12 protein-coding genes are annotated in these 13,418 nt (G+C 52.4%); 7 read left to right on the top strand and 5 right to left on the bottom strand.

Going from position 1 to position 13,418, the window contains the following annotated elements; genetic code table 11:
• Positions 1–116 precede the first annotated feature (116 nt).
• The 7 genes from J2I47_RS16680 (at position 117) to J2I47_RS16710 (ending at position 8,431) form a co-directional block, all read left to right on the top strand.
• Complete coding sequence (locus J2I47_RS16680; protein ID WP_207365722.1) at positions 117–1,586, top strand: UDP-N-acetylmuramoyl-L-alanyl-D-glutamate--2,6-diaminopimelate ligase; 1,470 nt, start codon at positions 117–119, stop codon at positions 1,584–1,586.
• Positions 1,587–1,740: 154 nt separating this feature from the next.
• Positions 1,741–2,952, top strand: a complete 1,212-nt coding sequence (gene mraY, locus J2I47_RS16685; RefSeq protein ID WP_207365723.1) for a phospho-N-acetylmuramoyl-pentapeptide-transferase — start codon at positions 1,741–1,743, stop codon at positions 2,950–2,952.
• A 118-nt stretch (positions 2,953–3,070) separates the two neighbouring features.
• Complete coding sequence (gene fabD / locus J2I47_RS16690) at positions 3,071–3,955, top strand: ACP S-malonyltransferase (RefSeq protein WP_207365724.1); 885 nt, start codon at positions 3,071–3,073, stop codon at positions 3,953–3,955.
• A gap of 81 nt (positions 3,956–4,036) precedes the next feature.
• Positions 4,037–4,270 (top strand): hypothetical protein, encoded by a 234-nt coding sequence (locus tag J2I47_RS16695; protein ID WP_207365725.1) that lies wholly within the window; start codon positions 4,037–4,039, stop codon positions 4,268–4,270.
• A 331-nt stretch (positions 4,271–4,601) separates the two neighbouring features.
• Positions 4,602–7,490: an excinuclease ABC subunit UvrA gene (gene uvrA, locus J2I47_RS16700; protein WP_207365726.1), complete on the top strand. Its 2,889-nt coding sequence runs from the start codon at positions 4,602–4,604 to the stop codon at positions 7,488–7,490.
• A 45-nt stretch (positions 7,491–7,535) separates the two neighbouring features.
• Positions 7,536–7,847, top strand: a complete 312-nt coding sequence (locus J2I47_RS16705; RefSeq protein ID WP_207365727.1) for a DUF6922 domain-containing protein — start codon at positions 7,536–7,538, stop codon at positions 7,845–7,847.
• Positions 7,802–8,431: a nucleotidyl transferase AbiEii/AbiGii toxin family protein gene (locus J2I47_RS16710; protein WP_207365728.1), complete on the top strand. Its 630-nt coding sequence runs from the start codon at positions 7,802–7,804 to the stop codon at positions 8,429–8,431. Before J2I47_RS16705 ends, J2I47_RS16710 begins: the two co-directional genes overlap by 46 nt.
• Positions 8,432–8,512: 81 nt before the next feature.
• On the opposite strand, the gene J2I47_RS16715 is transcribed toward J2I47_RS16710, so the two are convergent.
• From J2I47_RS16715 to J2I47_RS16735, 5 genes are all read right to left on the bottom strand, one after another.
• Complete coding sequence (locus J2I47_RS16715) at positions 8,513–9,115, bottom strand: hypothetical protein (protein ID WP_207365729.1); 603 nt, start codon at positions 9,113–9,115, stop codon at positions 8,513–8,515.
• A gap of 45 nt (positions 9,116–9,160) precedes the next feature.
• A complete protein-coding gene (locus tag J2I47_RS16720; RefSeq protein WP_207365730.1) occupies positions 9,161–11,287 on the bottom strand; it encodes a PASTA domain-containing penicillin-binding protein in 2,127 nt (708 codons plus the stop codon).
• Positions 11,288–11,417: 130 nt separating this feature from the next.
• Positions 11,418–11,807, bottom strand: coding sequence for an FtsL-like putative cell division protein (locus tag J2I47_RS16725; RefSeq protein ID WP_207365731.1), 390 nt, complete (start codon positions 11,805–11,807; stop codon positions 11,418–11,420).
• A gap of 70 nt (positions 11,808–11,877) precedes the next feature.
• On the bottom strand, positions 11,878–12,840 hold the full coding sequence (gene rsmH, locus J2I47_RS16730) for a 16S rRNA (cytosine(1402)-N(4))-methyltransferase RsmH (RefSeq protein ID WP_207365732.1): 963 nt from the start codon (positions 12,838–12,840) through the stop codon (positions 11,878–11,880).
• Positions 12,841–12,913: 73 nt separating this feature from the next.
• On the bottom strand, positions 12,914–13,405 hold the full coding sequence (locus J2I47_RS16735) for a hypothetical protein (RefSeq protein ID WP_207365733.1): 492 nt from the start codon (positions 13,403–13,405) through the stop codon (positions 12,914–12,916).
• Positions 13,406–13,418: the final 13 nt, after the last annotated feature.

Consider the following 13,418-nt stretch of genomic DNA (forward strand, 5'->3'; position numbering starts at 1 on the left):
TCCTGAAATCCTGATAATCCTGTCAAAAAGCCCTTCATCCTACCAAGCGATTAGCGAAAGCGGTGCCGGTCGCGTTTTTTTGCAGCCACAAACGGGCGTTTGCTCGTTGCACTGGTATGCTCCTATCCGATTTGCTCTATAAAGTGCCTCTGCTGGCCACAGCAGGCAGTATGAATGCCGAAGTAACGCACCTTACGATGGACTCGCGCAACGTAGCACCGGGGACCCTGTTTGTTGCGGTACGCGGTACCGTTGTTGATGGGCACTCGTTTATTCCAAAAGCCATTGCGCAGGGCGCCACAGTCATTTTGTGCGAAGAAATGCCCGCCGAAGCGCCCGCCGACGTAACGTTTGTGCAGGTAGCCAACGCGCCAAGAGCTATGGGGTTTGTAGCGGCCAATTTCTACGGAAACCCCTCTAAAAAAATCAAGCTCGTGGGCGTGACGGGGACCAATGGCAAGACCTCCGTAGCCACCCTGCTGTTCCGGTTGTTTCGTGGGCTGGGCTACCGCTGTGGTCTGCTCTCTACGGTGCAAAACCAGATCGACGACACCGTTTTGCCCGCCACACACACCACGCCCGACGCTATTTCGGCCAACGAACTGCTGGTAAAAATGCGTCAGGCGGGCTGTACACACGTGTTTATGGAGGTAAGTTCGCACGCCGTGGTGCAGGAACGCATTGCCGGACTGCACTTTGCAGGGGGCATTTTCACCAACATCACCCACGACCACCTCGATTTCCACGGCACGTTCGACAATTACATCAAGGCCAAAAAAGGCTTTTTCGACCAACTCCCCCGTTCAGCTTTCGCGCTCACCAACGCCGACGACAAGCGTGGGGCCGTCATGCTGCAAAACACGCTGGCCCGCAAGGAAAGCTACTCGTTGCAGACGCTGGGCACGTTTAAAGGCAAAATCCTGTCCGACGGGCTATTTGGACTGGAAATGACCATCGACGACCGGCAGGTGTGGTTCAAACTCATTGGCCGGTTCAACGCCTACAACCTGCTGGCGGTCTACGGCGCGGCGGTGCTGTTGGGCGAAGACGAGGAAGAAATCCTAACCCAGCTCTCGGCCGTGACGCCTCCATCGGGTCGGTTTGAGCAGGTTATTTCTGCCGATAAGGTTGTGGGTATCGTCGACTACGCGCATACGCCCGACGCGCTTCAGAATGTGCTGGAAACGATTCAGAATCTGCGTCAGAACAACGAAGAGGGCTATTTTCCGCAAATTATCACCGTCGTTGGCTGCGGCGGCAACCGTGACGCGGCCAAACGACCCATCATGGCGCAGATAGCCACCAAGCTCAGCGACCGCGTGATTCTGACCTCCGATAATCCGCGTTTTGAAGACCCAATGACCATTCTGGAGCAAATGCAGGCGGGTGTCTCGCCAGTCAATGCCAGGAAAACGCGCACCATCGAAGAACGCCGCGAAGCCATTCGGGCCGCCGTAGCCCTGGCTAAACCCCACGACATCATTTTGGTAGCAGGCAAAGGCCACGAAACCTACCAGGACATTCAGGGTACGAAACACGACTTCGACGACCGGCAGGTACTTCGGGAAGCCTTCCAAAACCGCTAACTTTGAAACTAATGAGTGAATTAGTGAATGAGCGATTGAGTGAATGTTTAGAACCGTTACGTGGTGTATTTCACAAAGTCGCACCACGCATCAGACTATACGTCTCAGTCCTACCATTCACTCAATCGCTCATTCACTAATTCACTCATTAGAAATGCTCTATTACCTCTTTCAGTACCTCGACCGAAATTTTGATTTTCCCGGCGCGGGGGTGTTCCAGTATATTTCGTTCCGGGCGTTGGGTGCCGTGGTGTTATCATTGATGATTGCGGCCATCTTTGGTCGGCGTATCATCGACAAACTCAGGAGTTTGCAAATTGGCGAGTCGATCCGGGATTTGGGGCTGGAAGGGCAGATGCAAAAGCGTGGCACCCCTACTATGGGCGGGTTTATCATCATCGCATCGTTGCTGATTCCGGTGCTGCTCTTTGCCAAGCTCTCCAACGTCTACATTATTCTACTGCTTGTATCGGCTGTCTGGACATGCCTTATTGGCTTTCTGGACGATTATATCAAGGTGTTCAAAAAGAATAAAGAAGGTCTGCAGGGCAAGTTTAAAGTAGTAGGTCAAATTGGCCTGGGTCTCATTGTGGGGCTTACGCTGTCGTTCAACAATTATGTGAAAATTCGTATTTATGACAAGCCCGTAGCGGGGTCTGTGGTACGCCAACTGACTCGCTATCAGGACCTTCACTCTACCACATCGACTATCCCGTTCGTCAAAGACAATAACTTCGACTATAGCTGGCTCCTGTTCGGCCTGCTCCCCCCCGACTACACCTGGATTGTGTATACGCTGGTGTGTATTTTTATTATCACGGCGGTATCTAATGGAGCCAACATTACCGATGGCATCGATGGGCTGGCGGCGGGAACCTCGGTTATTATCGGCCTCACGCTGGGCGTGCTGGCGTACCTGTCGTCGAATGCCCGCTTTGCCGATTACCTCAACATCATGTTTATTCCCAACTCGGCAGAGATCGTAATTTTCTGCGCCGCGTTTGTGGGGGCCTGCGTCGGTTTTCTGTGGTACAATTCGTTTCCCGCACAGGTTTTCATGGGCGACACGGGTAGCCTGATGCTCGGCGGCGTCATTGCCGTACTGGCCCTATCTATCCGGAAAGAATTGCTTATTCCGGTCATGTGCGGCCTTTTCCTGGCCGAACTCGTCTCCGTAATTATGCAGGTGAGCTATTTCAAGTACACAAAACAGAAGTACGGCGAGGGCAGACGCATTCTGCTGATGTCGCCGTTGCACCACCATTTTCAAAAGAAAGGCTACCACGAGGCCAAAATCGTGACCCGCTTCTGGATCATCGGCATCATCCTCGCCGTGCTTACATTGGCGACATTGAAACTCAGATAGTCTCAATGTACAATGAACAATGTATAATGTACAATGTTGCTGCGAGTCAGCTAGTTATGCATTAATAGAGGTCATTGTACATTATACATTGTTCATTGTACATTGTACATTCTTTCAAATGACCGCATTCATCTTTCCCGGCCAGGGTTCCCAATTTACCGGTATGGGCCACGACTTGTACGAATCGTCGCCGGTGGCGAAGGCCCTCATGGATGAGGCTGACCAGATTCTGGGCTTCAGCCTTACAAACACCATGTTTAATGGCACTGACGACGAGCTAAAACAAACCAACGTCACCCAGCCCGCCATCTTCCTGCACTCGGTAGCACTGGCCATGACTACCGACAATTTTACGCCCGACATGGTGGCGGGGCATTCGCTGGGTGAATTTTCGGCGCTGGTGGCCGCTGGTGCCCTGTCCTTTGCCGATGGCCTGCGGCTGGTGGCTCAACGCGCCGACGCCATGCAGCGCGCCTGCGAACAAAACCCATCTACCATGGCCGCTATCCTCGGCCTCGCCGACGACGTGATTGAACGCATTTGTGCCGAAGTAGCCGCAGAAACGGGTGAAGTGGTAGTACCTGCCAACTACAATTGTCCCGGCCAGGTCGTGATTTCGGGCAGTAACGAAGGCATCCGCGTAGCCTGCGAACGGCTAAAAGAAGCCGGTGCCAAACGCGCGCTGCCCCTGCCGGTGGGTGGTGCGTTCCACTCGCCGCTGATGGAACCAGCCCGCACCGATCTGGCTCAGGCTATCGAGAATACCCCCTTCCAGGCTCCGCGCTGCCCTATTTACCAAAACGTCAACGCTCAGCCCGCTACTGACGTAGCCACGATCAAGGCCAACCTGATTGCCCAACTCACCGCTCCCGTCCGCTGGACCCAATCCGTCCTGGCCATGACCACCGATGGGGCCACCACCTTCACCGAATGCGGACCCGGCAAAGTGCTTCAGGGTCTGGTCAAGAAAATCGCGCCGGGTGTTGAGGTAGGAAGTGTGTAGTTGCCACTGATGTGGTACTTATGCTCAATTGCAGTTGCCATTCTGCCGGTAAAAAGCGATATTCGATAAACTGACAACACCATGAATCTGCAGGTCATCCACGATAGTAAGGGCAAGCCAACAGGAGTATTCATCCCGATGCCAGATTGGGACAAACTGAAGAAGCAATACTCAGATCTAGCCCAGTATGAGCACGCAGAACCTTCCATTCAGCAACTCACGACTGAATTGAAAGAGGCTATTGTCGAGCTTAAGGCTGTTGAACAGGGCACAAAAAAACCCCGGCCTCTATCTGTATTGCTCGATGAGCTTTAGAGTACTCACGCTGTCTGTTTTTAATAAGCAGATCAAACGACTGGCAAAAAAATATCCTTCTATCAAGACTGATTTGGCTCGGCTAGGTGCTGAACTGGCTGCTGATCTCTGATCTTGGCAATGGCTGCCTTAATCATAAGGTCTTTACTATGTTTCATGTAAGAACGGTGGTTCACCAAATATACGCCGTTCTTCTGTTCCTTACCGATGGATACGGACCCAGCCAAATCCAATTTTCCGGAAACTCCCCCCGCCGCGATGGTGTTGATCTTAGGAATAGCCCTACCGTTTTTGGGCCAACCAGCAACACGTGACGCAGGAACAACAAACTATGACAAGTGAGGATATAGTGCAGCCCCAAACGCACCCCAATCGCTCACCGCTTACCGACGTGCAATTGACGGGTTATGAGCAAATTGACGTGCTCGGTGCCCGTGAACATAACCTCAAAAACATCGACGTTTCCATTCCCCGCAACAAACTGGTGGTTGTAACCGGCATCAGCGGGTCGGGAAAATCGTCGCTGGCTTTCGATACGATCTACGCCGAAGGCCAACGGCGCTACATGGAAAGCTTCTCGGCCTACGCCCGTTCGTTTTTGGGCGATATGGAACGACCCGACGTCGATAAGATTAACGGCCTCAGCCCGGTGATCTCGATTGAGCAGAAAACGACCTCGAAAAACCCGCGTTCCACCGTCGGAACTACGACCGAAATCTTCGACTTTCTGCGACTACTCTACGCCCGTGCGGGTGAGGCATATTCCTACGTGACGGGTCGAAAGATGGTGCGGCAGTCGCAGGACCAAATCGTGGATACGCTGCTGGAGCAGAATCTGGGTAAGAAAACCACTATTCTGGCCCCGGTGGTGCGCGGCCGGAAGGGCCACTATCGCGAGCAGTTTGTACAGATTGCCAAAATGGGCTACACCAAAGTGCGCGTTGATGGCGAGGTGCAGGATATTGTGCCCAAGATGCAACTGGACCGGTATAAAGTCCACGACATCGAAATCGTGATTGACCGGCTCGTGCCCAGCGCCGAAGATCGGTTCCGACTGAGTCAGTCGGTTCAGACGGCGTTGAAGCAGGGTAAGGGGGCAATTCAGGTGCTCGACGCCAAGGATAAGCTGCACTATTTCTCGCAAAACCTGATGGACCCGGAGTCAGGCATTAGCTACGATGAGCCATCACCTAACTCGTTTTCGTTCAACTCACCTTACGGCTGGTGCCCCACCTGTCAGGGTCTGGGCGTGGTAGAAGAGATCACCGAAGATTCTGTTATTCCTGATAAGTCATTGAGTGTGAGCCGCGGAGCTATTGCTCCATTGGGTGAATACCGTGAGCTGTGGTTTTTTAAAGAAGTGGAGGTCATCCTGAAAAAGTACAAGATGAATCTAACCACGCCAGTGAACAAATACCCACCTGAACTGCTGCACGTGCTCATGCACGGCACGGAAGAAGAGGCGGCGGTGCCATCAAAGAAGATTCCCGGTACAGACTATTATAACTTTAAGTTTCAGGGCATTATTAACTTCCTGAAACAGCAGCAGGAGAACGGTTCTGACAAGATTCAGGACTGGCTGCGCGACTTTCTGGTGATCAACCCCTGTCCCGAATGCCATGGGATGCGCCTGAAGAAAGAGTCGCTCTTTTTCAAGATTGCTGAGAAGAACATTGCCGAACTGGCCCGAATGGATATTTCGGAACTGGCTGCCTGGTTTGTGGGCATCGAAAGCCGCATGACCGACCGGCAGAACACCATCGGTAAGGAGATTCTGAAAGAAATTCGCAAGCGCATTGGCTTCATGGTCAACATCGGCCTGGACTACCTCACGCTCGACCGGTCATTAAAAACCTTGTCGGGGGGTGAGGCGCAACGTATCCGGCTGGCTACGCAGATTGGCACGCAACTCGTTGGCGTTCTGTATATTATGGACGAGCCTAGCATTGGGTTACACCAGCGCGACAACGTCAAATTGATCGAGTCGCTGAAAAACCTGCGTGACTTGGGCAACACTGTGCTGGTGGTGGAACACGATAAAGACATGATGCTCGAATCAGACTACCTGCTCGACATTGGTCCCGGCGCGGGGCGGCATGGCGGGCAGGTAGTGGGCTACGGCACACCAATTGAGTTCATCAGCCGGGGCGGCACCACCGCCGATTACCTCAGCGGGCGGCAGGGCATTCGTGTGCCCAATGAGCGCCGCAAAGGCAGTGGTAAGTTCCTAATTATCAAAGGAGCTACGGGCAATACGCTCAAAAACGTGACCATGAAGCTGCCATTAGGCCGCATGGTGAGCATCACGGGCGTGTCGGGTAGCGGAAAATCGTCGCTCGTGCACGATACGCTGTTTCCGATCCTGAATCAGCACTTTTACAAGTCGAAACGCGAGCCTATGCCCTACAAAACAGTGGAAGGGCTGGAACATATTGACAAGGTAATTGAGGTAGATCAGTCACCCATCGGACGTACCCCGCGTTCAAACCCGGCTACGTACACAGGCATGTTCTCGGAGATCCGTACGCTTTTCGCCGAACTGGCCGAAGCCAAAATCCGGGGTTATAAGCCGGGCCGGTTCTCATTCAACGTGAAGGGTGGCCGCTGCGAAGATTGCGAAGGGGCGGGCATGAAAAAGATCGAGATGGAGTTTCTACCCGACGTGCACGTGCCCTGCGAAACATGCAAAGGCAAACGCTTCAACCGCGAAACGCTGGAAGTCCGCTTCAAAGGCAAATCCATCGCCGACGTGCTCGACATGACCGTGGAACAGGCCCTGGATTTCTTTGCCAGCCAACCCCGAATTCTGCGCAAAGTACAGACCCTCAGTGACGTAGGTCTTGGCTATATCACCCTCGGTCAACACGCCACGACCTTATCGGGCGGCGAAGCCCAGCGCGTAAAGCTGGCAGAAGAGCTATCAAAAAAGGACACCGGCAAGACACTTTATATCCTCGACGAGCCCACCACGGGTCTTCATTTCCAAGACATTGCGCTGCTGTTGGGCGTATTAAACAAGCTCGTCGACAAAGGCAACACCGTGCTGGTGATCGAGCACAACCTCGACGTAATCAAGGTATCGGATTATGTCATTGACCTCGGTCCGGAAGGTGGCAACAAAGGCGGCTTCATCATCGCCGAAGGCACCCCCGAAAAAGTAGCCAAAGCCAAAGGCAGCCATACCGGCAAGTTTTTGGCCATGGAACTGGCAGCGGAATAAGGTTTGAGTACGTTTGCTAACCGTCAGGTTCTTGTCTTTACAAATATGGAAACCGCTTTGCCCTTGTCCCGCCCTCCTATTTCGGCAACTGCCTTTTGGGACGTTGATGTCAACATGATTGATTTCGACAAACGGTCATTGTTCGTTATGGAAAAAGTGGCGAATTACGGTACGTGGGATGACTTTATCCAACTGGTTCGGTTTTACGGAACCGAACGCTTTCGGCGCGAAATTGTGAAGGCGGCTTACCTAAAGAAAGACGTAATCAACTTTTTGTGCGTCATCTACAACCTCTCGCCCCAGGACTTCATATGCTACACACGGAGACAGTCGCAGAACCTACCCTGGACTTACTAAATTGCCTGCTTGCCACTCCCGAATTGGCAAATTTTAGTCTGGTTGGCGGCACAAATTTATCGCTGCGATTGGGGCATCGTATTTCAGTTGACCTGGACTTATTTACACCTCAGCCGTTCAATTTGACAGATGTCCAAAACGCCATTCGTCGCCAATTTCCATCAGCACTAGAGTTGACAGCTCGTAAGCAAACGTTGCTGTTTGTAATTGACGACGTTAAAGTGGATATTCTCCTGCACGAATATCCTTATTTACAACCTATTGACGTTGTGGAAAATATTCGGCTAGTGTCATTGCCAGATGTGATAGCAATGAAGTTAGGCGCCGTGGCCGGGCGGGGTGCAAAAAAAGATTTCTGTGTTATAGACCGGCTATTACAGCAGTATAGGTTGGCAGATATGATGGGATTTTATACCCAGAAATATCCCCAAAGTGATCCGGGTCAGGTTGTGCGTTCGCTGGTGTACTTTGATGATGCTGAAGAACAGGAGAACCCTAACGATTTACAGCAGACTACGTGGCCTATTGTGAAGCAGGGAATTACAACAGCTGTACAACAATATATACAAGCGTTAACGAGATAAACTGGTCAGCGCACAATAGACAAAAGTCAACTACTCCTTCTGCTTAGATGAGGCAGTAACCAGGCTCGCACACTGGTCGAGTTACTTCATCGAATGTATAATCAGCGGTCCAAGCAAAATTCGATTCGGACTTTGCTGGACAGCTTGTAACTTGGGTAAGAAGGGTTTAGGTTTAGTAAACAAACTGTCAACAGTTGCTAGTTCAGCCTGATATTTCGTGGGTATCGTGGATGGCTTTGGCTCACATCCACTCTCGAATGCAAAATCAATCGGTATGGCTACAAGAATTGGTCCGATATGGGATTTATCAACATACTGCCAAAACGGTTGACTGGTTAGGATTTTTGATTCGTAAAACTCGGTCAGCCATTCAGGTAGGTAATCACCCGTGATTCGGATACTGTCAATCTTGTTGGATGGCGTAATCCGGAAATGAATCCAGTCAATACCATAAAAGCAGTTGGGTATTTGCTGACCTGCTTCCCGACAGGCATTCAAAACGCCACGCTGTATGAATGCAGTGAACGGCTCAGGTACGTTGGCGCGAGGGTGGATCGCCGAAAAGGAGAGCGATAGCCTGGTAGTATCTGCAGTGGCCTGGGCATTGCACAGACTAGTTTCCACCAAAGACGTGACAACACAAACAAGAAAACCGATGAACGAAACAGCCTTTTTTCTGGACATAAGAGCCTCATTATTAACAGATAAGTGTAGAACCACACACTGATTTCATAACCCCAGCGTCAGCGCTATCTGTTTGTTGGTGGCTACCGTAGTACCTGGTTCGATGGATTGGGTCATGACTTTGCCGCGGCCTTCTACCTGTACGCGGAGGCCCCGGTTTTCGAGCAGAGGCAGGGCGTCGCGGAGAGAGAGACCGCGCACGTCGGGGATGCGGTCTTTGCGGACCGCGATGCTCTGCCAGTTGCCGTCCTGCTTACGCCGCACCCATCCTTCCACGGCGGGTTCGCTGTCGATGTTAAGCTCGGTGCCAATGGTGTGCAGGTCGTTGGCGTAGCCCGCCGAAGCCAGCATAGGTGCGGGGCTGAGGCGTGAGTTGCCTTTTTGCACCCGAAACGGCGTATGGATATCGGTGTCGTAGGCGTAGATACGGTCGGCAATTTCTTTGAAGACCGGGGCGGCCACACTACCCGCGTAGAGCAAATCAACATTGTCACCATGAGGATTGTCGATCATCGTGATCATGCTGTATTTGGGCTTATTAGCCGGAAAATACCCGATAAACGAGGTGTAGTAACGCCCCTGCTGATACTGACCGTTATAGATTTTTTGGGCTGTGCCGGTCTTACCCGCAATGGTGTAATTAGGATTTTTGATGTTTTTGGCCGTACCATGATCCACCACACCTTCCAGCATGTTGCGCACTTTTTTGATTGTCTCTGGCTTGGCAATGGGCGTTGGGGCTACATAGGGGGCCATTTCCTGAACTACCTCGCCAGCTAGCTTCACCTGTTTTACCAACTGCGGACGTACCCAATACCCGTTATTGGCCACAGCATTGTAAAATGTCAGCATCTGAAGGGGCGTAAGCTGCATCTCATAGCCGTATGACATAAACGTGAGCGATGTTTTGCTCCAGCCTTTCATATCCGGATTGCGCATCACGGGCGGAGCTTCGCCCTTCATATGGATACCCGTGGGCTGATTCAGGTGAAACTGACGCAGGTAGCGGCAATACAGATCAGGCCGCGAATAGAAGTAGCTCTGCATCATGAGGTGAATGCCCACGTTCGATGATTTTTCAAACACCTGCTGGGCCGTGATCGTACCCGCCCCACCCCGCTTGGCATCCACTATTTCGACCCCATGATACCGTACCGAACCACCACCTGTATTGATCAGTTTTTCGGGCCAAATGGCTTTTTCCTCCAGGAGGGCCATCATCGTAGCCAGCTTGAACGTACTGCCCGGATCGGTACGGCCCGCCAGGGCATGGTTGAAGTTTTCGATATACACCTGCCCTGATCCAGTGTTACGCGTGAGATTGGCGATGGCCCGGATTTCGCCGGTTTGTACCTCCATCACAATCACGCAGCCCTTGTCGGCATTGTACTTATCGAGGGCTTTTTTCAACGATGTTTCGGCCATATCTTGGAAATTCACGTCGAGCGTCGTGTACAAATCCAAGCCCGGTTCGGGTTTCATATCGGGGCCGTCTTCAACGGGTTTTTTAACGCCTCCAGCCAGCACCTCAATCAAGCCTACGGCGTTTTTTCCCGCCAATTCAGACTGAAAACTGGCTTCGAGGCCCATCTGGCCCATTCGGGTAAACGGGTTCAGATCACCTACCGTGCGCAGGGCCATCTGCCCATAGGGATGGTAGCGTTCGTAATAGGCCCGCAACCCGCCGCCTCGTGCCGACAGCTTTTTGGTAGCCCGAAAAAAGGGCCACGTCAGCATTTTCTGGCGCTCCTGAAAACTAACGCGACGGCGATTCAGCAGCAGGTATTTCCGGTTACTCTGCCGCGCCGCACGCAGCAATCCCGCATATTCCCGCGCCGATTTATCGCGAAACAGGCCCGACAGTTTCATGCCCAACGAATCGACTTTACTGTTGAAATAGTCGTCTTTGGCTACGCGGGGATCTATACCCACTTCATAGGTGGGCAGTGATGTGGCCAGCAGATTACCATCGCGGGCGTAGATGTCACCGCGCTTGGCCCGGATCGTGTCCTGCCGAATCTGGAAGCCTTCAATCCGCTCGTTCCAGTGCTTGCCCTTGAACGTGGCGAAGTATTGCATGTAGATCAGCCGCCCAATGATAGCGACGCCCAGCAGCATCAGGAAATAAAACGCATGCCGCGACCGGATCAGGAATTCTTCTTTGATGTTCATCGCTCAATGAGCGAATGAGCGAATGAGTGATTGAGTGAATAGTTCGGACCGGGACGCGTAGTCTGATGCACGAGCTTCTCTGTATGAACACATGGCAAAGCCATGTTAAACTATTCACTCAATCACTCATTCACTCATTCACAATTAGTTTCTGTGGTGGACTTTGGCTATCGAACAAGCTGTCGGCGAAGACTTGCCTGCTGATTTCGGACTGCTTGCTACTACGGGCTAAATCGGCCTTGATGGTCGTTTCCTGGGCACGCAATTCATCAACGTCAGTACGGGCGCGGGCAATACGCCGGACCAGACGTTCGGCGTTGTGGTTCAGGCCAATGTAGACCACCAGCAACAGCGTAACCCACAGAATGCGGTTGATATTCCGAATAGGCCAGGCATTGTCAGATCCGAATAGCCGGTCAATACCCATGATTTCGTTGAGCCACAAGCCAATCCGCAAAGGCTTGCGCTTACGACGTAGTGGCCGCTCCGGCGGCCTTGATTTGAACGTGTTATGGGCCATGGGAAAAGAAGAACGGAGGAACGGAGAAAAGGGGGAAGAGGATTGATGATGTATGAATGTGGTGCGTTTGTCAGCGATCTCTTTCCCCCTTTCCTGCCTTCCTCCGTTCCTCCTCTTTTTCAGCAATTCTCAGTTTTGCGCTTCTTGCCCGTGGGTTACGGGCTATTTCGTCGGGTGTGGCTTCGATGGGCTTGCGGGTGATAGCGTGAAGGGGCTTGATCTCGTTGCCGAAAAAGTCTTTTTCCACCTCGCCCGAAAACTTGCCTTTGCCAATGAAATTCTTCACCAGCCGGTCTTCCAGCGAGTGGTAACTCATCACCACCAGTCGGCCGCCGGGAGCCAATACCTCCGGCACCTGCGTCAGAAATTCTTCCAGTGCCGTTAGTTCTTCATTCACTTCAATACGCAAGGCCTGAAACACCTGAGCAAAGTATTTATTCTCCTTACCTCTTGGTGCACAACGCTTTAAGGCATCTTTCAATGCATTGATTGTCTTCAATTCGTCATTAGCGCGGGCCGTTACAATGGCGGCGGCGGCAGTGCGGGCGTTGGTCAGTTCGCCATACATACCCAGGATGCGGTGCAGGTCGGCTTCGGAATATGTGTTGAGTACCTGCCGGGCCGTGCGGTCGCCCTGTTGGTTCATGCGCATATCCAGATCCGCATCGAACCGGGTCGAGAAACCCCGCTCCGGTGTGTCGATCTGATGCGACGAAATGCCCAGATCGGCCAGGATACCATCTACCTGCTTCACGCCATAGAGGCGCAGGTAGCGTTTCAGGTTTCTGAAATTAGACGCGATAAACGTCAGGCGTTTGTCATCAATAGCGGCAGCGTTAACGCGGGCATCGGGGTCCTGATCGAACGCCAGCAATTTGCCCTCCGAGCGTGGCCCCGGCTCCAGAGCCGCCAGAATAGCCCGGCTGTGTCCCCCACCCCCGAACGTAACGTCGACGTATACGCCACCGGGTTTTAGGGCCAGCCCGTCGAGGCATTCGGCCAGCATAACGGGGTTGTGGTATTCGGTGGTCATGGGTGTGGGCTGTATGATTGACTAGGCCCGTGAACGAGCCTTCTACAAACTTAGCAAAACCAGCCCAAAGCCATTATTGCGGGGTTGGAATGTTTCCCGAAATGATGTGGTCCCGCCGTAATTGCCGCAATACCTCACCAGGATGAAGGGCATCTACTGACAAAGCCGAAATAGATGTCAGCCCTTTCCAGAATGGCTTTCGGTCGGGAAACGTGGCCAGTTCGAGCAATACATCGTTGACGTTATACGCATACTTGCCAGTGCGTCCTTGATAATTTTGTCCGGCACTGAGTGTTAGCACCACCTCACTATTACAATCGCGTCCTTTTTGCTGAACTAATGAATCAGGATTACCAAACGTCAGCGGCCCCGCGTCGACGGTACAGACCGAGTACCCAACCGGGAACAGCCGGGTGTAGGTATCAAGGTAGTTAGGCGAGGTGCGTACGAGTTTCGACACAATCAGGATACGCTTAAAGGCTGGGGGCGTACCATCTGTACTAGTCTGAATATGCACACAGCCGGCACAAAGGCCCAATATGAACAGAGGAGTAATTTTTCTCATTGCTGCAAAACCG

Origin of the sequence: Fibrella rubiginis, assembly GCF_017353185.1 — a bacterium.
Classification (GTDB): domain Bacteria; phylum Bacteroidota; class Bacteroidia; order Cytophagales; family Spirosomataceae; genus Fibrella; species Fibrella rubiginis.